The sequence below is a fragment of the Celeribacter sp. HF31 genome (genome assembly GCF_011806455.1).
Classification (GTDB): domain Bacteria; phylum Pseudomonadota; class Alphaproteobacteria; order Rhodobacterales; family Rhodobacteraceae; genus Celeribacter.
In genome coordinates this window covers 332922-353345 of the sequence record NZ_JAATOT010000001.1, presented here as the reverse complement: position 1 = coordinate 353345, position 20424 = coordinate 332922, and the positions used below count along the sequence as shown (strand labels likewise).

Genomic DNA, 20424 nt, shown 5'->3' with positions numbered 1-20424 from the left:
CGTCATTTTCCCATATCAGGTGAGAGACGCCCCGACATAATGGTCATCTCTTGTCTTGCGAAGCATCGTAAGCAACCGCGTTGTCATGATGCACGGCCGGGTCAAACAGGGTGGCTTGTGCGCGTCCTTCGTATTTCGAGCTATAAAGCGCGAGGTCCGCGTCATGGATCATGCCGTCGGCCGTCGGCACTTTGTAATAGTCGGTTGTGGTGATGCCGATAGACCCGGAAATTTTACAGAAGGTGTCCTGATAAGGCACTGGCACCTCAAGGCGTGAAATGATGCGTTGCGCGGTCTGCACCAGACGGGTGTGATCCGTGAAACGGTTGTAGATGAGAATAAACTCATCGCCCCCCACACGGGCCACCAGATCATCGGACCGTGTTTCTTCCATGAGGATTTTGGCGACCGCCTGGAGCACGGTATCGCCCGCAGCATGGCCCAGCGTGTCATTGACAGATTTGAAGTAATCCAGATCGAGATGCATCAACGCAAAGGGCACATTGGTCCGTAGCATCCGCTCGAGAACATGGTCCATTGCGCGGCGGTTCTTGAGCCCCGTGAGAGTGTCGGTGAAAGCCTGTTCTTCTGCGGCGACTTTGGCACCTTGCAAGCGCGCGTTCAGCTGTTTGGTTTCTTCCATGACGGCAGATTTGGCTTCAACCAGATAAAGCATCTCGATGGCCAGATCGGTATGCGCAAAATCCCCGGCGGTGAGCCGGTAATCGGCAACCGCATCGACGATGGAGATGCCGAAGGACAGGTTCAGAATGTTCACGCCCGTGCCCGGAATCGAGGCCGCCATCCCTTTGAGGCGCGTGGTCACCCCTTCCCGAAATTTCAAATAGAGTTTCGTATCCAGAGGGATGGGGCCATTGCCCTGCCCGCGACCGTCGTCGCGCACGGTAAAGACCTCCGTCACATGTTTGCCAATCATCTCTTCCGCCGGACGCAGTTTGGCCAAGGTCGGCCCAATCGACAGGATCACGCCTGAATCCGCAAAAACCAGACTCATCGGCATGAAGGCCAGAAATGGCGCGGCATCGAAGGTGACGGGTCTGACTACGGTCACAGCTCACCCCCGATCCGCTCGGACAGTTCGAAACTGCGCCCTTCGGTATAGGCCGCCTCCAACAGGTTGATGGTGATGATTTCCTCGCCAGAATCCATCCAGCCCTGATGTTCGAGGAACACCAAGGCACCGTAATCATCCGCCATCGCCCGCATCACACCCACCATCGCATAGCCAAAGCCGGGCATCGCGCTGGAACAACTGAGACGGAACCGACCGTCTTCTATATGTTCGACCTTCAGTGTCGGCACCTCGAGATCCGGCAATGCAAGTTGCGCGCGCCCTTCCAATTCGTTGAGAGAAAATAGAAATTCCGTAAAGTTTTCGCCTCCGAACCGCAGCAGGCGTCGGATCGCCTCGACATTCGGGTGGGAGACGAGATAGGTGCCGAGGTCTTCGAGGAAGGTTTCCACAGGCTTGTGCAACTGACGCGCGGCACGCCCCAGGACATCCAGGGTGATCTGGTCCGGATAGCTAAGCATCGCCTCGAAATTGTCGAACCCGAGATCAGCCTTTTCCGCGACTTTTTCCCAGGTGTCCGCACCATAGGTGTCGCGCATAAAGCATTGGATCGCCCGGTTAATCATACCATGCATGGTCGACATGCCTCCCACGTTCACATGCGGGAGGTGTAACGGGCCACTCTTAAGAAATTACCAATTGCCGCCGGAACGGCTTCGATAAACTCCTAAAATTGTTTTTAGTCTCTCGAAAACCGGCCCGGAAAGCGGCGGTTTTCAGCCCCCGATGTTGCCGTCAGACAGCCACGCTGGCAGGTCGGCGACACTGTCCAGGACCACCACCGCATGGTCCGCCAGTTCATCGGCGGGTGCCACGCCCGTGAGCACCGCGACCGGGGTCATCCCCGCGCGCCGCGCCGCCTCCAGATCGTGCAGGCTATCTCCCACCATGACACAGGCCTCGGGCGCCACTCCAAGGCGTTCCGCGGCCCCCAGACAGGGCCCCGGCGCAGGTTTGCCGCCATAGCCACTGTCATAGCCAATCACCACATCAAAGAGCGCATCCAATCCCATCTGCGAGAGATGATCCCGCGCTGCCACTTCGAAATCATTGGTGACCACCGCCAAACCCAGCCCCTGCGCCCGAAACGCCGCGCAGCACTCGATGACGCCCGGCACAGGCACCGGCGCGAAATTCTCCGCATCTGGTTCCAGCCAGCCAGTGATTTCCTCCGCGCTACTGGTCGGGAAAAACGGCTGCAACAGGGTGACAACCTCGTCGGGCGTGCCCGCGATCACGGCGCTTTGCGGCAAGAAGCGCTTTGCCTCAAGGTCGATGCCAAGCGCCTCTGCAAGGGCGAGCCTTTTGGACCTGTCCGGCCCACAACGGCGTTCGATCACAGCCGCGCCCCAGGGTCCCCAACTGCGTTGGAAATCCATCAGCGTGCCGTCCTTGTCGAACAGGATCGCCTCTATCTTACGCACCAACGACACGCCTCAGGTCCAGTGAATTTGCGCGCCACCCGGAAGCGCCTGTCGCGCGCGCATCGGGTCATGCGGATCGAGCCCCGTGGACTGGCAACAGGCTTTCACCCATTCGTCATCCATGGTTACGAAATCGAGAACGGCGCTCAGGATCTCGCTTTCCGAGGCCCGCGCCATCAATTCCTGCGTGGAGATCCCGCTAGCCCCCAGAAAAACAGGGAAAATTTCTTCTTCTGCGGCGAGCCAGGCCAGAACTTTCAGGCCGATCAACTCGGCGGATTCTTGCTGCATCTGTGGATAACCCCTGGGTTTTGGAAACGGTTTCTTAACCTTTGTCACCGACATTCTTAACCATATGCAACAGCAGAAATACAACAGACCGCAACACATCAGACCCAGTGGTCAAGCAAGACGGGCACCGCAGACACAGGCTGCGTCCCCCGCCCCCGGGCCCAAAGAGCCCGGCAGACCCGTTACAGAGGACGCGCAACAGATATGGCAGGCAGGATTCTCATCGCTGACAATGTGCCGACCAATCGGATCATCCTGAAGGTCAAACTCTCTTCGGCCTTCTACGATGTGACACAGGCCTCAACCGGCCAGGACGCCCTCCGCCTCGCGCGCGAAGCGCGTCCCAACCTCATCATCCTCGACGGCGATCTCGGCGATATGAGTGGGTATGACGCCTGCTCCGCGCTCAAAGCCGATCCGCTCACTGCGCATATTCCCGTCGCCATCATCACGCCCGCGCAAAAGCCTGAAGCCAAGATTGCCGCACTCAAGGCCGGCGCCGATGAATTCCTGTCGAAACCGCTCGATGAATTGACCCTGACCGCGCGGGTGCGTGCCCTCATGCGCGCCTCCGCCACCTCCGAAGAGCTGCGCCGCCGCAACGAAACCGCGCATGCCCTGGGCTTTTCCGAGGCCGCGAGCCACTACGCCACCCCTGGCAAAATCGCCCTCATCGGCTCCACCTCCGAGGAGGCGATGACCTGGCGTGCGGGGCTCAAGGGCATGGTGCATGACGAGATTGCCATCGAGCGGGCCGATCATCTGTTGGAATCGATTTACCATGGCAAGGTGGCCGATCTGTATGTGATTTCCGCACAGGCCGGTGGGTCGAGCGAAGGTTTGCGGCTGATCTCCGATCTGCGCGCGCGTGAAGCGACCCGCAGCGCCGGGATCGTCGTCGTGCACGGTCCGCAGGATCGGCGCGAGGCCCTCATGGCGCTCGATCTCGGCGCCAATGACCTGATCACCCGCGGCGCAGACCCCGAGGAAATGGCCCTGCGCCTGCGCACCCAGATGCGGCGCAAAAAAGAGGCCGATCTGTTGAAGATGACGCTCGACGAGGGGTTGCGTTTGGCCACCCGCGACAAGCTGACCGGGCTCTACAATCGCCATTACGCCATGCCTCATCTGGCAAAACTCGCCCGCGACGCGCGCGACAATCATCAGCATTTCGCCGTGATGCTTCTGGACATCGACAAGTTCAAATCGGTCAACGACACCTATGGTCATGCCACGGGCGATGCGGTGCTGATCGATGTGGCGAAACGGTTGAGCGACAGCCTGCGCAGCATGGATTTGCTGGCGCGCTTTGGCGGCGAGGAGTTTCTGGTCTGTATGCCGATGACGACGCTGATGGAGGCGCGCGCTGTGGCGGAACGCCTGCGGGCCGCGATCTGTGCCCGCCCGGCCACCATTGCGTCCGATGGCACGCCGGTGGCGGTCTCCGCCTCCATCGGTCTGGCCATGGGCGGCGCGGAGGCGCATGACATCGATACGCTTCTGGAGATCGCCGACCGCGCGCTTTATGCCGCCAAGGCCGAGGGGCGCAATCAGGTGACCCTGGGCTCCCACGCCGCGTGAAAGGCCGCGCCCCCTTGAAACCCTGAACCTGCCATGTTCCAGTCATGCGAAGGAACGCCCAAAGGTCAGCAGGTCATTCATGCACGCAGGTTTCGTAACTCTTCTTCTGGCGGTAGGTCTCCCCTCTGCCAGCTTGGCCCTCTCCCCTCTGGAGCGCATGATCCTTGAGGAATTGTCCTGTGACGCGCCGCCTCAGTCCCTCGCCATTTTGACGGAGCTTGCCGAGGAGCAGAAAATCATCCCTGAGGTCAACATCGGCTACGACAGCCTCAGCTGCTGGAAACTGCAAGGCGGGCTCACTGTGGCCGGGATGCCCTTTGTCAGCATCTGCGCTTATGAAGAAGACCCGGCGCTACACAAAGCGCATCCGGAGTTCTATTACCGTGGTCCGGGCACGTCGCCCGGACAGCATCTGTCACTCGGCACGTCAGAGACCGCCGACCGCCTGTCCGATTGGTATCTGGCAACCTTCGGACCGGACAAGGTCACCTACGCCATCAAATCGGAATGGACACTCCTTGAGGATGCGAGCGAGGTCACCTGTTCGCGCTTCCTTGCGGATCATCCCACCGATTAATGCGCCAAAGAAGGATCGCCTCCCAAGACTACGAAAAGGCTATGTTTTCTCAATCTTCGCCCTGGCGCGACGGACCATCTCCACGCCCATTGCCGTGCGGACCACCCGCCCCACCATCGCGCGGACGCGGCGGCGGGCGTCTGAGCGCCTCGACCAACCGATCCGCATAGGCCATGCGCTCCTCGGCGCTCATCGCCTCGATCTGATCGACCACCAACCGCGCACCGATCTCCTGACGGTCGGAGAAATTCTTTTGCTGACGCAGCAGCAGGGTCTCAAAAGCCGCCGCATCGAAGGGCTCGGTCTTGAGCGTTTTCACCATGGTTTCGAACATCTCGCGCACCTGACCGCGCGCGGTTTGCGGGTCCCCTGCAGAGCGGCTAAACGCCCGTCCCAAAGCGCGACGTTCCTGCGTGTCAAAGGCGCCGACGAAAGGCCCAAAGCCGAAATCCCGCGTCTGAAGCGCCTTGGCCCGATCCATACCCGCATCCCACCGCAACAGCGCGCCGCCGACGATGCCCAGCACCGCGATGTTCAGCGCCAGTGAGGCCACAAGCACGATCCGGCTCCAACGGATGCCCTTTTTCTGGGTGGCATCACCGGACGCGCCGGGTTGTGTCATCTTATCACTCATGGATCACCCCTCTGACGCCAGATCGTAAAAGCTCGGCACCAGATCGTCGAGCGCATATCCGCTCTCGCCAGTCGCATAGCTTGTGGTTTCATAACTCATCGCACCGTCTGCATATCCGTCTGTATATCCGCCGGTTGCGAGCGTCGTGACGGTCATCGGCGCGCCGAGCCCGATCGCCAGCCCCGCGACACCAGCCGTCGCCAGACCCGCAACCGCGCGCCAGCCGCCAAGGGCCGCAACCATGGCTGCCACGATAGGATGGCGCTGTTTCGGGCGTAGTGCTTGGATCCGGGCAGCCTCTTCGGCCTCTCGGGTCGCGATCATGCCTTCGGCATCGGCCAGAACCCGCGCCATGAGATTTCCCGAGGGCTGAGGCGCCGCCTCCCGCGCCTCGGCAAAGAGCGCGTCCAGTGAGCTGTCTGTCAGCTCTTTCGTCCGTTTGTCGTTACGATCCGTCATTTTCGAACCCCAATATCTCGCGCTGAGAGGCCAGAGCCTTGGCCAGCGCACGTTTGCCTCGGGCGGTCAGGCTTTCCACCGCCTCGACGCTGATGTCCAGAACCTCGGCAATCTCGGGATTGCCCAGACCTTCGATGTGTCGCAGCACCACCGCCTCGCGTTGGCGATCCGGCAAGCTGTCCAGCGCCGCCTGCAAAGCATCCACCCTCTGACGCTGCATCAACACCGCGTCCTGAGAGGGCCGTTCGTCTTCCGGCTCGGCGATCTCGTCGAGACCCTTCCCGCGTTTCTTGCGCAAACGATCCGTGCACAGGTTGGTGACCACGCGGTAGAGCCATGTGGTGACCTTGGCCTCCCCCTGACGCCACTCCGGCGCGATCCTCCAGAGCCGGAGCATGGCCTCCTGAGCCACGTCTTCGGCCTCCGCGCGATCTTTCAGGAGCCGTGCGGAATAGCCAAGCACCTTTGGCGTCAAACGCATCGTCAGGGCGCGGGCAGCCGCCCTGTCGCCATTGCCGAAGGAAATCAGCAAAGCTTCGTCAGACACGTCATTGAGGGCGTCAAAAGGCATGGTCATTACCGGGTCTGCGTATCGTAGTCTTGCAGGCAGGTCCATCACGTCCTGAGATGAGGGTCAGGGGCATGCATGCCCCCGACCGGTTTCAGGCTCAGTTGCCGTCCGAGGCTGGCGCTTGTTGAGCAGGGGCTTGCTGGCCGTACATCGGGCCGTACCCGATGCCCTGCCCCATACCTTGGCCCATACCTTGCCCCTGCATTTGTCCGCGCATCTGACCCGGCATCATCATGCAGCCATCGTTCAGACCACGCTGCATCATCTGGCCGTGATATTGACCGTGGTGACCGCCCATGCGTGCGAATTTCTGACCCTGTTGCATGCGGTCTTCCATGCGGCCCATGCCCTGACGTGTCATCAGGCTCAGCTCCTCTTGGCTTACAGCGCCATCTCCGTCGCGATCCAACCGGCTGAACATCGTTCCGGCACGCGGGCCTTGCATCTCTTCGGCGCTCAAGAGGCCATCCCCATCGCCGTCACGGTTTTCGATCATCGAAGCCGCACGGGCCTGCATCCGGGCCACACGCTGGGCTTCCTGATGCGCGAACAACTCGTCCGCATCCACGGTGCCGTCGCCATTGGCGTCCACTTCGGCAAAGCGCGCCGCGCGGAAGGCGTCGATCTCGTCCTGGGTGATCTTGCCGTCTTCATCGGCGTCCACCGTCGCAAAATCGAAATTCGGCCCGAACGGCGACATGCCGCCCATCTGTTGCATCTGGCCTCTCATGCCGCGCTCTTGCGGCCCCCAGCCCTGCGATCCGTAACCTGCGGCATAGGCGCCAAAGGTGCCACCCAAAACCGCAACAAGAGCGACAGCGGAGATCAGCGTTTTACGTTTCATGGTATTTTCCTCTTTCAGGTCTGTTTGGCAGGTCTGTTTGGAACAGGCGGTCTGTGACCGCTCCTCCCGCGCTTTCGATACACTGTAAACGCGCCAGATCGGGGGTTCCGTCGCAGGTCCTCAAAGAATTCCCTTCACAGAGCCGTGATCCTTGGCCATGGTGTGCCAATGGAGGAGGAGAGGCCCGTCAGGGCCGGCTGCTGCGCGACATCGCGCCGCAAGGACAATTTGCGCCCCCTACAAAAAGGACAAAACGTATTACGCCATCTCCCGCACGAAAGAGGCGCATCGCACATGACAGAGACACAGACACATTCGCCAAACGAGACCACCGCCGGGCTCAGCACGTCGGACGCTGGCGAGCGCGAGTTGCGCCCGGCCTTGCTTCGCGGCTGGAAACGTCGCTGCCCGGCCTGTGGCGGGGGACCGATGCTCAAAAGCTATCTCAAGGTGCGTGACGCCTGTCCGGTCTGCGGCGAGGACCTGCATCACCACCGCGCGGATGACGGCCCGGCCTATCTGACCATTCTGATCGTCGGTCATCTGATGGCGCCGCTTTTGGGCTGGGTCTTCATCGAATTCCGCCCCGATCCTCTGACGCTCATTGCGATTTTTGCGACCGGCACGGTCCTGCTGTCGCTTTATTTGTTGCCACGGTTCAAAGGCATGATCGTCGCCTTTCAATGGGCCAAGCGGATGCATGGCTTTGGCGGCGACGAGACTTAAGGGCGGCAGCTAAAGCCGCTTTTCGTAATGAATGCGGGCGTATCCATCGCTTTCACCGCGATGGGTCTCGGTGTAGCCAAGTTTGGGATAGAGCCTCTGAGGCGCCACCATCACCGCATTGGTATAGACCCGCATCACCGCCGCGCCCTCTCTGCGCGCCCGGGCTTCGGCCTCCGAGATCAGCCGCATGGCGAGGCCTCGCCCCCGCGCCGCCTCAGAGACCGCCAGCACATCGAGCATGACGCCGCCATCGTCCTCAGGGTAGGTGTAGATCACGCCGAGGATTTGCCCGGCTGAGATCGCCACACGCACCCGCCCCGTCTCGATCAGCGACACATAGTCATAGAGCGCGGGCGCGGGCGGTTTGCCGATCAGGGGCGTGTATGGCGCGAAGGCCGCCCCCACCAGATCGGTGATCGCGTCGGCGTCCGTGCCTTCGGCCCGGCGCAAGAGGATGTCCACATCTTCCGTCATACGCGCACTCATCCATGCGCGCGGGCCCGTGACAAGACCAGAGCATGGGGCCAGAGCTGCACAAATATAGGGCCTGCAATGGCCCTGTGCGGGACACAAGATTGACAGTCGAGGCCTCGGGTTTTCAGATCAGCGCAATCTCAATCGAAAGACCTCCACATGACTGATTTTCCGCTGCTCGATCTTTCCGCCTTCCAAACCGCCGATGCCGAAGGGCGCGCGGCAATCGGCGCCGAGGTGGATCGCATCTGTCGCGAAACCGGCTTTCTCGCCGTCACCGGCCATGGCGTCCCGCAAGAGGTGATCGACGCGCTTTGGTCACAGGCCCGCGCCTTTTTCGAACAATCCCCCGAAGCGAAACACGCCGTCGCCCCGCCCCCCGGCGGCCCCTACGGCTATCTAGGCTCGGGCACCGAGGCGCTGGCAAAGTCGCGCGGCGAAGACACGCCTCCCGATCTCAAGGAAAGCTTTAACGGTGGCCCCGCCGCCATCCCGCCGGGCGAGACCGACCCGGACGCCCTGGCCTTTTGCTATGCGCCCACGCCCTTCCCGGCCCTGCCCGGTTTCAAGGCCGCCTGGCGCGGCTATTACGCCGAGATGGAGGCCCTGGCCGCCCGGATCATGGAGGTCTTTGCCGTCGCCTTGAACCTGCCTGACGATCATTTCGCGCCCTATATCACGACGCCGATCTCCGGCATGCGGGCGCTCAATTACCCGGCGCAAGACAAGGCGCCCGAGGAGAAACAGCTCCGTGCGGGCGCACACACCGATTATGGCTCTCTGACGATCCTATTGCCCGAACCCGGCTCCGAGGGGTTGGAGATTTTGACGCCCGAACAGGAGTGGAAAGCCGTACCGCCGATTGACGGCGCCTTCGTGATCAACATCGGCGATCTCATGACGCTCTGGACCGGTGGGCGCTGGACCTCGACGCTGCACCGCGTTGTCACGCCGCCCAATTGGGCCACCCGTCGGCGCATGTCGATTGCCTATTTCCATCAGCCGAACTGGCATGCGGAGGTCAAACCTCTGTCGGGTCCGGCGTCTGAGTCTGTGACCTCAGGCCCCTACTTGATGAGCAAATTCGCCGCCGCCAACGGCTAATCCCCTTGCCTCAAAGCCCCTCACCGCGCAAAACAGGACCACCGGTCGCAGCCTACCCGGTTACAAAACAAGGACTTTACCCATGAAAACCCTCGTCATCTGCTCAGGCGGATTGGATTCCGTGTCGCTCGCCTATGTGCTGGCCGCCTCTGGCACTCTGTCGCGTCTGGTCTCTTTCGATTACGGCCAGCGTCATGCCAAGGAAGTGGAGTTCGCCGCCTTGGCCGCCGAACGCCTGAATGTCCCACATCAGATCATCGACATGCGCATGATCGGGGCGGCACTCACAGGCTCGGCTTTGACCGACGACATCGACGTGCCGGACGGGCATTACGCCGAGGAGACGATGAAGATCACCGTCGTGCCCAATCGCAATGCCATCATGTTGAGTATCGCTTTCGGGATTGCCGCCGCCGCAGGGGATGAGGCGGTCGCCACCGCCGTGCATTGCGGCGATCATTTCATCTATCCGGACTGTCGACCGGCCTTCACCGAGGCGTTTGAGACGATGCAAAAGGCCGCGCTCGACGGCTATGCCGACATCCGGCTCTCGACACCTTTCGTACATCAGAGCAAGGCCGATATTGTCACCGCAGGCGCCGCCGCCGGAACGCCCTTTGCCGACACTTGGTCCTGCTACAAAGGCGGTGCGCAGCACTGCGGGCGCTGTGGCACCTGTGTCGAGCGACGCGAGGCGTTTCACCTTGCAGGCGTTGAGGACCCGACCAGCTACGACGACCCGGAGTTCTGGAAAGCGGCCACCTCACGCACCTGAAACGTCAAAGCAAAAGCCCCGCCTCAAAGACGGGGCCTCCCACCACACGATCCTAAAAGGCCTGGAGCCTCACACCTTGCCGTTCCGGCCCCGCCGCGCATCCGGGTGCAGCGCCGTGCCGAGAATATGTTCGGCCCTATGCACCACATGGCCGGCGTGGCCGACGATCAGCGGATCGGGCTCACCGATCAGCTCTTCGTCCTTGTCGGGATAGTCGAGCGTCATCAGAAAATGCTTCATACATTCGATCCGGGCGCGTTTCTTGTCGTTCGATTTGATGATCGTCCAAGGCGCGTCCGCCGTGTCCGTGTAAAAGAACATCGCCTCTTTCGCCTCGGTATAATCGTCCCATTTGTCCAAGGACGCCTTGTCGATCGGCGACAGCTTCCACTGTTTCAGCGGATCGGTTTCCCGCGCCTTGAACCGGCGTTGCTGTTCGGCCTGTGTCACCGAGAACCAATATTTGTAAAGCTTGATCCCCGACCGCGTCAGCATCCGTTCAAACTCGGGCGTCTGGCGCATGAATTCCAGATAATCGTTGGGGCTACAGAACCCCATCACCCGCTCGACCCCCGCGCGGTTGTACCACGAGCGGTCATAGAGCACGAATTCTCCGCTGGTCGGCAGGTGTTCGACATAGCGCTGGAAAAACCATTGCCCGCGTTCCTCGTCGGTCGGTTTGTTGAGTGCCACAACGCGCGCATGACGCGGGTTCAAATGCTCCATGAAGCGCTTAATCGTGCCGCCCTTGCCCGCCGCATCGCGGCCTTCGAACAAAAGAACAAATTTGTCGCCGGTCTTCTGCGCCCAAAGCTGCGCTTTCAAAAGTTCGGCCTGAAGCGCCACTTTAGTGCGCTCATATTCCGTGCGGGTCATCTTTTTGCGATAGGGATATTTGCCGCTCTCGAAAGCTGCGCGGATCTTGTCCGGGGTCACGGTCGGAAAGCTTTTCGGCCCGCCATGCACAGCCGCCTCAGACGCAGCAGGCGCTGGCGTCGTTTCGGCGACAGGCTCAGCAACGGAAGGCGTATTGGCGGCGGGTTTCAACGGCGTCGTCATGCGGGCAAATCTCCATCGTTAGGCAAACTGTGCGCTTGTCACCTCCCTGTTACATGAAAACCCTTTGCCTTTCCTTGATCTGAGGCAAGGTTTATCGGCCTTTCCCCTCTATCGCTTGCGCCTTTTGCGCTCGAATGGTCTAATCCTTGTCCAAACGAGAACAGTCCGAGAATCGAGCGCAATATGTCCGACGACCTGCTGGCCAGTGGCCCTGACGAGTATGATGCATCTTCCATCGAGGTGCTGGAGGGGCTTGAACCCGTGCGCAAACGCCCCGGCATGTATATCGGCGGCACGGACGAGCGCGCGCTGCATCACCTTGTGGCGGAAATTCTCGACAACTCGATGGACGAGGCCGTCGCGGGCCATGCCAACCGGATCGAGATCATTCTTCATGCCGATTATTCCGTCACCGTCACCGACAACGGGCGCGGCATTCCGATTGATCCGCACCCGAAATTCCCCGGCAAATCCGCGCTCGAAGTCATTCTCTGTACCCTCCACGCCGGCGGCAAATTCTCCGGCAAGGCCTATCAGACCTCGGGCGGATTGCACGGCGTTGGCTCCTCTGTCGTGAATGCGCTCTCGGACCTGATGGTCGTGCAGGTCGCCAAGAACAAGGAGCTCTTCGAACAGCGGTTTTCCCGTGGCATTCCCGAAGGTCCGGTCGAAAAAATCGGCGCCGCCCCCAACCGGCGTGGCACCTCGGTGAAATTCCACGCCGATGAGCAGATCTTCGGCTCGCATCGCTTCAAACCCAAGCGTCTGTTTACGCTGGCGCGCTCCAAGGCCTATCTTTTCTCCGGCGTTGAGATTCGCTGGAAAAGCGAGATCGACGATGGCGAGACGCCGACCGAGGCCACCTTTCACTTCCCCGGCGGTCTGGCGGATTACCTGTCGGAAACGCTCGGCACCTCATCGACCTATTCCGAACGCCCCTTCGCGGGCGTGGTCGAATTCGGGCCCCGGTTCGGTGTGCCGGGCAAGGTCGAATGGGCGATCAACTGGACGCCGTCGCGCGATGGCTTCCTCCAGTCCTATTGTAACACCGTGCCGACGCCCGAGGGCGGCACTCATGAAGCCGGGTTCTGGGCCGCGATCCTCAAGGGCGTGAAGGCCTACGGCGAGCTGGTCGGCAACCGCAAAGCCAAGGACATCACGCGCGACGACCTGATCACCGGCGGCTGTGCTCTCGTGTCCTGTTTCATTTCCGATCCTGAGTTTGTCGGCCAAACCAAGGACCGTCTCGCCACCACAGAGGCCGCGCGTCTGGTCGAAAACTCGGTGCGCGATCACTTCGACAACTGGCTCGCCGCCGATACGAAATCCGCTGGCGCCATCCTCGATTTTCTGGTGCTCCGCGCCGAAGAACGCATGCGCCGCCGTCAGGAAAAAGAGACCCAGCGCAAATCCGCGACCAAGAAACTCCGCCTGCCGGGCAAGCTCACCGACTGTACCTCGAAAGACCGCTCCAACACCGAGCTGTTCATCGTCGAGGGCGACTCTGCGGGCGGTTCCGCCAAAGGCGCGCGCAAACGCGAGACGCAGGCTTTGCTGCCTTTGAAAGGTAAAATCCTGAACGTGCTGGGCGCTGCGTCGAACAAGCTGACGTCGAACCAGGAAATCTCGGACCTCTGCGAAGCGCTAGGCGTCGGCATGGGCACACGGTTCAACGTCGATGACCTGCGCTATGAGCGCATCATCATCATGACCGATGCGGACGTCGACGGCGCCCACATCGCGTCCCTGCTGATGACGTTTTTCTACACCCAGATGCGGCCCCTCATCGACCAGGGCCACCTCTACCTCGCCTGCCCGCCGCTCTACCGCCTGACGCAGGGCGCGAAACGCGTCTACTGCCTGGATGAGGCGGAGCGCGACATGTGGCTGGAAAAAGGCCTTGGCGGCAAAGGCAAAATCGACGTCTCGCGGTTTAAAGGTCTTGGCGAAATGGACGCCAAGGATTTGAAAGAGACGACGATGGACCCGGCCACGCGCAAGCTGATCCGGGTGACGATTGACGAAGACGAACCGGGCGAAACCGCCGATCTGGTGGAGCGTTTGATGGGGAAAAAACCGGAGTTGCGGTTCCAGTATATTCAGGAAAACGCGCGGTTTGTTGAGGAATTGGATGTGTAATGGTTTTCACGCGAACAGGTTCGCGTGAAGGGGGAAATAATGTCAGTACCTGATTATCAAACGCTCATGTTACCCGTGCTTCGGCTCTTCGCAGCAGGGAAAACCAATATTTCAGAATGCTTAGATGATCTGAAGCGTGAATTTGACATTTCGGACGAGGAAGCTGAAGAACTCCTTCCTAGCGGAAAGATGACATATCTGGGCAACCGCGCTCATTGGGCGAGGACATATCTAGGCAAGGCCGGTCTTCTTCACTCTCCGAGACGTGGATTTCATGAAATCACGGAACTCGGGAGGAATTTTCTCGCGACAAACCCAAAAGAACTTAACAACAAGGTCTTGGAACAGTTTGACGCTTTTGCAGAATGGCGCTCAACACAATCAGCGACAGATTCTGACATTGAAACGCCTCTGCCAAAAGGTAACGATCAAAGCGACCAAACACCCGAAGACGCTATTCAGGAAGCAAGCCAAATACTAAATCGCACCCTGCGTGATGATCTATTAACGGAATTATTACGTGTTAGCCCAGCTCGATTTGAACAGCTTATCTTGGATGTTTTGTCTGCAATGGGCTTTGGCGGCGGCAAACTATCCAACAAAACTTTAACTCCTATTTCTGGAGATGGCGGCATTGATGGTGTCATCAATGAAGATGCGCTGGGGCTTGACGCAGTCTACATCCAAGCAAAAAGATACGCTCCTGAAAACAAAGTCGGGCGACCTGACATTCAAAGATTTGTTGGCTCACTGACAGGAGAAAGCGCGACGAAAGGTGTCTTTGTCACAACTTCGGACTTTTCACGCGAGGCACATGAGTATGTTCAACGTGTCCAGCAAAGGATAGTCCTCCTCAACGGCCAACGTCTCGCGCAGCTCATGATCGAACATAATGTTGGTGTTCGAACTCAAAGTACTGTTGTTATCAAGAAACTAGATGACGATTATTTCACGAGCGATTGACCCCCTCGGCACCCTTCCGCCCATCCCCGAACTGTGCGGAACCCTTCCCTTTCCCCCCGCGTTATACTCTCTGAAAACAAATTCAGAGGCGCATATGACCCGCTTGAAAACCACAACTCTCATTACCCTCACGCTTTTGGCGGCAAGCCCGGCTTTTGCCAATCCGAACAAGGCCAAAAACGACAACGGGCACGGCAATGGAAATGGCAACGGCACCCCCGGCTATGTCCACGTCCACATCCCGGCGGGCTGCGATCTGCCGCCCGGGATTGAACAGCAAATCCGTGAGGGCAAGCGCACCTCCCTGCCCCCCGGCATCGCCAAGAACTGCGCCCAAAACAAAGGTTTCGCCAAAGGCGACCGCCTGCCCGAAGGTTACACCATCCTGCGCGATTACGGGCGGTATGGCCTGCCCGATCCGGGCCGCGACCGCTACGCCATTTCCGGCGATACGATCTATAAAATCGCCCGCGATGCGGCCATCGTGATCACCGCGATGGGGATTTACAACAACATCGTGAGCAACTGAGGCCGTGATCGCAGCGACGTGAAAAGCCTTTTGACGCTACGGCCCGTCAAGGCCATAGTCGCGCCATGTCCCGTGCTGTAAATCAAGATGAAATCGCCGCTGACCACCTCGCCCGACTGTTTCAAGACCGTCCGCATCTGGCGGCGCGGGCCACGGATATCGAACTGATCCAATCCATCAGCCAGCGCGCCACCTATCGTCTGACTTGGGACGGGCGCGCGGCGATTGCCAAACAGATTTGGCACGACAATCGGGCCAATGCCGTGACCGGGCAAAGCGCTGCCCTCAAGGAGATGGGCGACCATCTCAACCGGGATGACGCAAAAGCCCGCGTGCCAGAGGTCCTGCACGTCGCGCCCAAGGCAGGTTTTTTTGTGATCGCCCGCGTCCCCGGCGAAAACGCGCGTCAAATTCTCAGACGCGAGGGCGAAGCGGCTCTTCCACGCGTCGCACGGGCAGCTCAGCTCTGGATGACCGCCGCCAGCGGATTGCACAAAGAGGTGAAACCCTTCCCCCACACCCGGATCGCGAAACAGCTCGACGCCCTGTCACAAGGCATCGCCGCCGATGTCGCCGAACGCACGCGCGCGCTGTTGTTTCAGGCACCAGATGCTCTGACCTGGTCGGCGGGCCACGGCGATTTATGGCCTCCGAACCTAATGCTCGATGGCGACAGCGTGACAGCCATAGACCTCGCCGGACCGCGCAATTATCCCGTGGTGGAAGACCTCGCCCGGTTTGCGCGCGAGTTGACCGAATATAGCGAAAGCGGCCTGACGGATCGCATCACCGATCCGCTCTTGGCGGGCCTCTTGCCGGACGACGCGCGCGCTTTTCCGATCTATTACGGGGTGGCGTTGGCACAAAACATCGAGGCCTCAGGCGGGTTGAAACACGGACACGAACGCGCGCGGTTTTTAGGCCTTTAAACCGGCACAACCTGCCCGGCGTCAAGCCGCACCACACGGTCCATTTTCGCCGCCAATTCAAGGTTGTGCGTGGCGATCAGCGCCGAAAGCCCCTCGTCGCGCACCAACCCCATCAAAACCTCAAACACCAGAGCCGAGGTCGTCGGATCAAGGTTGCCGGTGGGCTCATCCGCCAGCAACAGCCCCGGCCTGTTCGCCAAAGCGCGACAGAAAGCGACGCGTTGCTGCTCGCCCCCCGACAGCGCCGAAGGCCGGTGCTCGGCGCGTTTGCCGACGCCGACTTTTTCCAGCAATCCCATGGCGCGCTCCGAGGCCTCTGCCTCCGGCACGGCATTGGCGAGCTGCGGCAGGATAACGTTGTCGAGCGCGGTGAATTCCGGCAGCAGGTGGTGGAACTGATAGATAAATCCCACGCCCGCGCGGCGCATAGCGGTGCGGGGCTTGTCTGCGAGACCCGTCATTTCCTGACCCGCGATTTTGACAGACCCGCTGTCGGGAAGGTCCAAAAGTCCGGCGATGTGCAGAAGCGTGGATTTGCCAGCGCCCGAGGGCGCGATAAGGCCCACGATCTCACCACGGGAAACAGATAGATCGATGCCGCGCAGCACGTCCACCTCGTTGGGTTTGCCGGCGTTATAGGTCTTGGCGACGCCCGTCAGGGACAACATCTCACGCGCAGTTTGATCATTCATAGCGCAGCGCCTCCACGGGGTTCATGCGGGCCGCGCGGCGGGCCGGAAAAATGGTCACGATGAAGGAGAGGCCCAAGGACAAAGACACGGCCTTGAGAATATCGACAGCACGCAGTTCCGCGGGCAGTTCATAGATGCCACGGATCGACGGATCCCATGCCCCACCGCCATTGAGCCAGTTCACAAAGCTCAGCACCTGATCGATGTAGATCGCAAAAAGCGACCCGAGGAGGACCCCAAAGAGCGTGCCCAAGACGCCCGTAATCGCCCCGCAGATGAAGAAAACGCGCAGGATGGAGCCTTCGGTCAGGCCAATCGTGCGCAGGATGCCGATGTCGCGGCCCTTGTTTTTCACCAACATGATGAGGCCCGAAACGATGTTCATCGCGGCGATCAGCACCAGCACAGAGAGGATCACGAACATCACGTTGTCCTCGATGTCCAAGGCGCGCAGGAACGACCCCGAAGCATCGCGCCAGGTCCAGACCATGCCGTGCTCGCCCACCGCTTGCAGCAAAGGGATCGCCATGTCGTCCACCGCTTCGGGATGCTCGACCATGACCTCGATCTCATCTGCCGCCCCCTCGCGGTTAAAGAACTTCTGCGCCTCGGCAAAGGGCAGGTAAGCGCGTGTCTTATCAATATCATAGCGCCCGGCAGAGAAGACATAGACGACCTCGAAAGAGGACACACGCGGGCTTGTGCCAAAGGCGGTTTTGGCGCCATCGGGGGAGATCAGCTTGATCCTGTCGCCCACCGTGACCCCCAGATCACGCGCCACGCCGGAGCCGATGGCGATGCCCTCGGAAAACCGTGTCACGTCGCCCCAATGTTGATCGGGTTCGATCGCAACACGCGGGATGGTCATCAGGTCCTCGGGCGAAATCCCGTAGACCTCGACGCCCGCATTGGTGCCGCGCGACGAGACCATGACCTGACCACGCACCAAAGGTGCTGCGCGGGTCACGCCCGGCACGGCGCGGAGTTTTTCGGCCCAGCCGTCGTAATCGGTGAGCGCGCGCGAGGTGGTGCCGTCTTCGGTCACATAGATCGAGGAATAGACGGTCACATGGGCGTTGGAACCCAGGATCGTATCGACGAATTCGGCGCGAAATCCGGTGCGCACGGCGAGCGTGATGATCAAGGCCGCCACGGCCAAAGTGATGCCGATCAGCGAAATCCAAGTCATCACGGACACGCCCCCCTCTTCGCGCCGCGCGCGCAGGTAGGCAAAGGCGATTTTCCACTCGAAGCGGGAAAAGGGCTTGGTCGTTCTGGCGGCGTCCACGAAAAGGCTCCTGAAAACTTTGCCAGACCAAACCCTTTGGGCGCGCAAAGGTCAAGCGCTGCCCGGCCCTATACGCGGCCTGTTGCGATGAAACGCGATGAAAGCCGCGTGAGGGAAACGGATTAAAACGTGAGACCGGCCTGCGATTTGCGCCGACGGAAGGGCCAGGCCAAAAGCGCCAACACGCCGCTGACCGCCAGCCAGCCGCCCAGATAGCCGACAAGCGCGGAAATCCCGCCCTCAAGCGTCAGGGGAAGCGCGGGGCGGAAATCATCATAGGTGGCACGCGCCAGCACCGTGTCGGCGACGCGTTGCGGCATGGTCAGACGCTCCAGAGGCGTGGCCTCTTTCAGCACAGACAGGTCCTCCGACAATCGCGCGTGGCGGTCGATGGTGTTGCGCATATCGCGGCGGCGGTTTTCGAGAAACACCGAGCCGCCCATGGAGGCCAACGCCTCTTCACGCGTCATCTCGGCGCGAGTGGCAGATGCGTCGAAATCGGCGATGACCGTTTGCAGGGCCTCGACCTGACCGCCTAAGCGTTGTGTGTATTGCTGGGTGAACTCAGGAAACTGGGACACAATGGCGGCCCCCAACAGGCCGCCCGAAAGGGCGAGTGCTCTCAACATATTTGCCTCTCATCCGTCTGCTGCGGTTTCCGTCTGACGCGGAAATTCTATGGCGAAGAGGCTAAAAGGATTCGGGGGCGAGACACAAATGCCCCGCCCCCGTTTTTTAAAAGTCTCGCGAAAACTCGCCGATAGATCGATCAGAGACCCGCGTAGATTTTCACGATTTTCTCGACCGCCAACTCCGGCGTCATCTCTTCGCTCTCGCCCGTCTTGCGGCAGGTCACTTCGACCACGCCGTTCTTGAGGCCGCGCGGACCGACGGTGATGCGCCACGGCAAACCGATCAGGTCCATGGTGGCGAATTTGCCGCCCGCACGTTCGTTACGGTCGTCGTAAAGCGCCTCAAGGCCCAATGTTTCGAAGGACTTATAGAGCGCTTCACAGGCCGCATCGGCCTCTTCGTCGCCCTGTTTCAGGTTGACGATGCCAACGTGGAAGGGCGTCACGCCCTCCGGCCAGATGATGCCTTTGTCGTCGTGGCTGGCTTCGATGATGGCGCCCAACAGGCGAGAAACACCGATGCCATGCGAGCCCATGTGCACGGGCACAGGTTTGCCATCCGGGCCTTGGACGGTGGCGCCCATGGACTCGGAGTATTTCGTGCCGAAGTAGAAAATCTGACCGACTTCGATGCCACGCGCGCTGCGGCGGCGCTCTTCGGGGACCTCGGCAAAAATCGCCTCGTCATGGGTTTCGTCGGTGCGGGCATAGCGCGAGGTGAATTCTTCGAGCACGGCCTGACATTGTGCGACATCATCATAATCGATCTCGCGGTCGCCGAATTTCAGATCGGTGATCTCGCTGTCGTAAAACACTTCGGATTCGCCGGTCTCGGCCAGCACGAGGAACTCGTGGGTGTAGTCGCCCCCGATCGGCCCACCGTCCGCGCGCATCGGGATCGCCTGAAGCCCCATGCGCTCATAGGTGCGCAGGTAGCTCACGAGGTGACGGTTATAGGCGTGGAGCGCGTCTTCCATCGTCAAATCAAAGGTATAGCCGTCTTTCATGAAGAACTCGCGGCCCCGCATCACGCCGAAACGCGGACGGATCTCGTCGCGGAATTTCCACTGGATGTGATAGAGCGTCAGCGGCAGGTCCTTGTAGGATTTCACATAGCCCCGGAAGATGTCCGTGATCATCTCCTCGTTGGTGGGCCCATACAGCATATCGCGGCCATGCCGGTCGGTGATCCGCAGCATTTCCTCGCCATAGGCATCATAGCGCCCGCTTTCGCGCCACAGATCGGCCGATTGCAGCGTCGGCATCAAAAGCGGAATGTGCCCCGCGCGCTGTTGTTCTTCGTGCACGATCCGCTCGATATTCTTGAGCACCTTATAGCCCAGCGGCAGCCAGGAGTAGATGCCAGCGGATTGCTGGCGGATCATGCCGGCGCGCAGCATCAGACGGTGCGACACGATTTGTGCCTCGGACGGGGTTTCTTTCAAAACCGGAAGAAAATAGCGCGACAAACGCATAGGCGGAGCCCTCAAGTGATCAGTGTTTGCATCGGTCTAAGCGATCGCCAGAGCACAAACAAGACTGCGCAAGTTTTCCGCGATCTTCAAAGCGGCGTGGCGCTCGCGGCCTCTTCCCCTTGAAACCCATGTCGGCACGGGCGATATGGAGGAAAAGGCAAAGGG

At 60.4% G+C, this 20424-nt stretch carries 23 protein-coding genes; 9 read left to right on the top strand and 14 right to left on the bottom strand.

Going from position 1 to position 20424, the window contains the following annotated elements; genetic code table 11:
* Window positions 1–43: 43 nt before the first annotated feature.
* From HCZ23_RS01820 to HCZ23_RS01805, 4 genes are all read right to left on the bottom strand, one after another.
* Window positions 44–1072 (bottom strand): diguanylate cyclase, encoded by a 1029-nt coding sequence (locus HCZ23_RS01820; RefSeq protein ID WP_368487268.1) that lies wholly within the window; start codon window positions 1070–1072, stop codon window positions 44–46.
* A complete protein-coding gene (locus HCZ23_RS01815) occupies window positions 1069–1668 on the bottom strand; it encodes a heme NO-binding domain-containing protein (RefSeq protein ID WP_167599980.1) in 600 nt (199 codons plus the stop codon). The genes HCZ23_RS01820 and HCZ23_RS01815 overlap by 4 nt, the downstream gene beginning before the upstream one ends.
* A gap of 141 nt (window positions 1669–1809) precedes the next feature.
* Complete coding sequence (locus HCZ23_RS01810; RefSeq protein WP_368487267.1) at window positions 1810–2517, bottom strand: HAD family hydrolase; 708 nt, start codon at window positions 2515–2517, stop codon at window positions 1810–1812.
* Between the two features lie 12 nt (window positions 2518–2529).
* Window positions 2530–2808, bottom strand: a complete 279-nt coding sequence (locus HCZ23_RS01805) for a DUF3572 domain-containing protein (protein ID WP_167599979.1) — start codon at window positions 2806–2808, stop codon at window positions 2530–2532.
* A 204-nt stretch (window positions 2809–3012) separates the two neighbouring features.
* Between HCZ23_RS01805 and HCZ23_RS01800 the strand changes: the two genes are divergently transcribed.
* Both HCZ23_RS01800 and HCZ23_RS01795 read left to right on the top strand, forming a co-directional pair.
* Window positions 3013–4389, top strand: coding sequence for a diguanylate cyclase (locus tag HCZ23_RS01800; RefSeq protein ID WP_167599978.1), 1377 nt, complete (start codon window positions 3013–3015; stop codon window positions 4387–4389).
* Between the two features lie 79 nt (window positions 4390–4468).
* Window positions 4469–4966 carry a hypothetical protein gene (locus HCZ23_RS01795; RefSeq protein ID WP_167599977.1) on the top strand — a complete coding sequence of 166 codons (498 nt, stop codon included), beginning with the start codon at window positions 4469–4471 and terminating at the stop codon, window positions 4964–4966.
* 49 nt (window positions 4967–5015) lie between these two features.
* Here HCZ23_RS01795 and HCZ23_RS01790 read toward each other — a convergent pair whose 3' ends face one another.
* The 4 genes from HCZ23_RS01790 to HCZ23_RS01775 form a co-directional block, all read right to left on the bottom strand.
* A complete protein-coding gene (locus tag HCZ23_RS01790) occupies window positions 5016–5600 on the bottom strand; it encodes a periplasmic heavy metal sensor (RefSeq protein WP_167599976.1) in 585 nt (194 codons plus the stop codon).
* Between the two features lie 3 nt (window positions 5601–5603).
* Window positions 5604–6059 (bottom strand): hypothetical protein, encoded by a 456-nt coding sequence (locus HCZ23_RS01785; RefSeq protein ID WP_167599975.1) that lies wholly within the window; start codon window positions 6057–6059, stop codon window positions 5604–5606.
* A complete protein-coding gene (locus tag HCZ23_RS01780; RefSeq protein WP_167599974.1) occupies window positions 6046–6636 on the bottom strand; it encodes an RNA polymerase sigma factor in 591 nt (196 codons plus the stop codon). The genes HCZ23_RS01785 and HCZ23_RS01780 overlap by 14 nt, the downstream gene beginning before the upstream one ends.
* A gap of 91 nt (window positions 6637–6727) precedes the next feature.
* A complete protein-coding gene (locus HCZ23_RS01775) occupies window positions 6728–7474 on the bottom strand; it encodes an EF-hand domain-containing protein (protein WP_167599973.1) in 747 nt (248 codons plus the stop codon).
* A gap of 294 nt (window positions 7475–7768) precedes the next feature.
* Between HCZ23_RS01775 and HCZ23_RS01770 the strand changes: the two genes are divergently transcribed.
* On the top strand, window positions 7769–8200 hold the full coding sequence (locus tag HCZ23_RS01770) for a DUF983 domain-containing protein (protein WP_167599972.1): 432 nt from the start codon (window positions 7769–7771) through the stop codon (window positions 8198–8200).
* 9 nt (window positions 8201–8209) lie between these two features.
* On the opposite strand, the gene HCZ23_RS01765 is transcribed toward HCZ23_RS01770, so the two are convergent.
* A complete protein-coding gene (locus tag HCZ23_RS01765) occupies window positions 8210–8674 on the bottom strand; it encodes a GNAT family N-acetyltransferase (protein ID WP_167599971.1) in 465 nt (154 codons plus the stop codon).
* Window positions 8675–8833: 159 nt separating this feature from the next.
* Between HCZ23_RS01765 and HCZ23_RS01760 the strand changes: the two genes are divergently transcribed.
* Both HCZ23_RS01760 and queC read left to right on the top strand, forming a co-directional pair.
* Window positions 8834–9778 carry an isopenicillin N synthase family oxygenase gene (locus HCZ23_RS01760; RefSeq protein ID WP_167599970.1) on the top strand — a complete coding sequence of 315 codons (945 nt, stop codon included), beginning with the start codon at window positions 8834–8836 and terminating at the stop codon, window positions 9776–9778.
* Between the two features lie 82 nt (window positions 9779–9860).
* Window positions 9861–10553, top strand: coding sequence for a 7-cyano-7-deazaguanine synthase QueC (gene queC, locus HCZ23_RS01755; protein ID WP_167599969.1), 693 nt, complete (start codon window positions 9861–9863; stop codon window positions 10551–10553).
* Between the two features lie 69 nt (window positions 10554–10622).
* Here the strand turns inward: queC and ppk2 are convergent, their stop codons facing one another.
* Entirely contained in the window at window positions 10623–11612 is a 990-nt protein-coding gene (ppk2, locus tag HCZ23_RS01750; protein ID WP_167599968.1) for a polyphosphate kinase 2, read from the bottom strand.
* A 183-nt stretch (window positions 11613–11795) separates the two neighbouring features.
* On the opposite strand from ppk2, the gene parE reads away from it, so the two are divergent.
* The 4 genes from parE (at window position 11796) to HCZ23_RS01730 (ending at window position 16172) form a co-directional block, all read left to right on the top strand.
* Entirely contained in the window at window positions 11796–13751 is a 1956-nt protein-coding gene (parE, locus tag HCZ23_RS01745) for a DNA topoisomerase IV subunit B (protein WP_167599967.1), read from the top strand.
* A 39-nt stretch (window positions 13752–13790) separates the two neighbouring features.
* Window positions 13791–14714 carry a restriction endonuclease gene (locus tag HCZ23_RS01740; protein WP_167599966.1) on the top strand — a complete coding sequence of 308 codons (924 nt, stop codon included), beginning with the start codon at window positions 13791–13793 and terminating at the stop codon, window positions 14712–14714.
* Window positions 14715–14808: 94 nt separating this feature from the next.
* On the top strand, window positions 14809–15243 hold the full coding sequence (locus HCZ23_RS01735; protein ID WP_167599965.1) for a hypothetical protein: 435 nt from the start codon (window positions 14809–14811) through the stop codon (window positions 15241–15243).
* A 65-nt stretch (window positions 15244–15308) separates the two neighbouring features.
* A complete protein-coding gene (locus HCZ23_RS01730; RefSeq protein WP_167599964.1) occupies window positions 15309–16172 on the top strand; it encodes a phosphotransferase in 864 nt (287 codons plus the stop codon).
* On the opposite strand, the gene HCZ23_RS01725 is transcribed toward HCZ23_RS01730, so the two are convergent.
* The 4 genes from HCZ23_RS01725 to proS form a co-directional block, all read right to left on the bottom strand.
* Complete coding sequence (locus HCZ23_RS01725; RefSeq protein WP_167599963.1) at window positions 16169–16864, bottom strand: ABC transporter ATP-binding protein; 696 nt, start codon at window positions 16862–16864, stop codon at window positions 16169–16171. The two genes, HCZ23_RS01730 and HCZ23_RS01725, sit on opposite strands and share 4 nt — an antisense overlap.
* On the bottom strand, window positions 16857–18152 hold the full coding sequence (locus HCZ23_RS01720) for a lipoprotein-releasing ABC transporter permease subunit (RefSeq protein ID WP_167599962.1): 1296 nt from the start codon (window positions 18150–18152) through the stop codon (window positions 16857–16859). Before HCZ23_RS01720 ends, HCZ23_RS01725 begins: the two co-directional genes overlap by 8 nt.
* 122 nt (window positions 18153–18274) lie before the next feature.
* Window positions 18275–18781 carry a DUF2937 family protein gene (locus HCZ23_RS01715; RefSeq protein WP_167599961.1) on the bottom strand — a complete coding sequence of 169 codons (507 nt, stop codon included), beginning with the start codon at window positions 18779–18781 and terminating at the stop codon, window positions 18275–18277.
* 140 nt (window positions 18782–18921) lie between these two features.
* A complete protein-coding gene (proS, locus tag HCZ23_RS01710) occupies window positions 18922–20259 on the bottom strand; it encodes a proline--tRNA ligase (RefSeq protein ID WP_167599960.1) in 1338 nt (445 codons plus the stop codon).
* Between the last annotated feature and the right edge of the window lie 165 nt (window positions 20260–20424).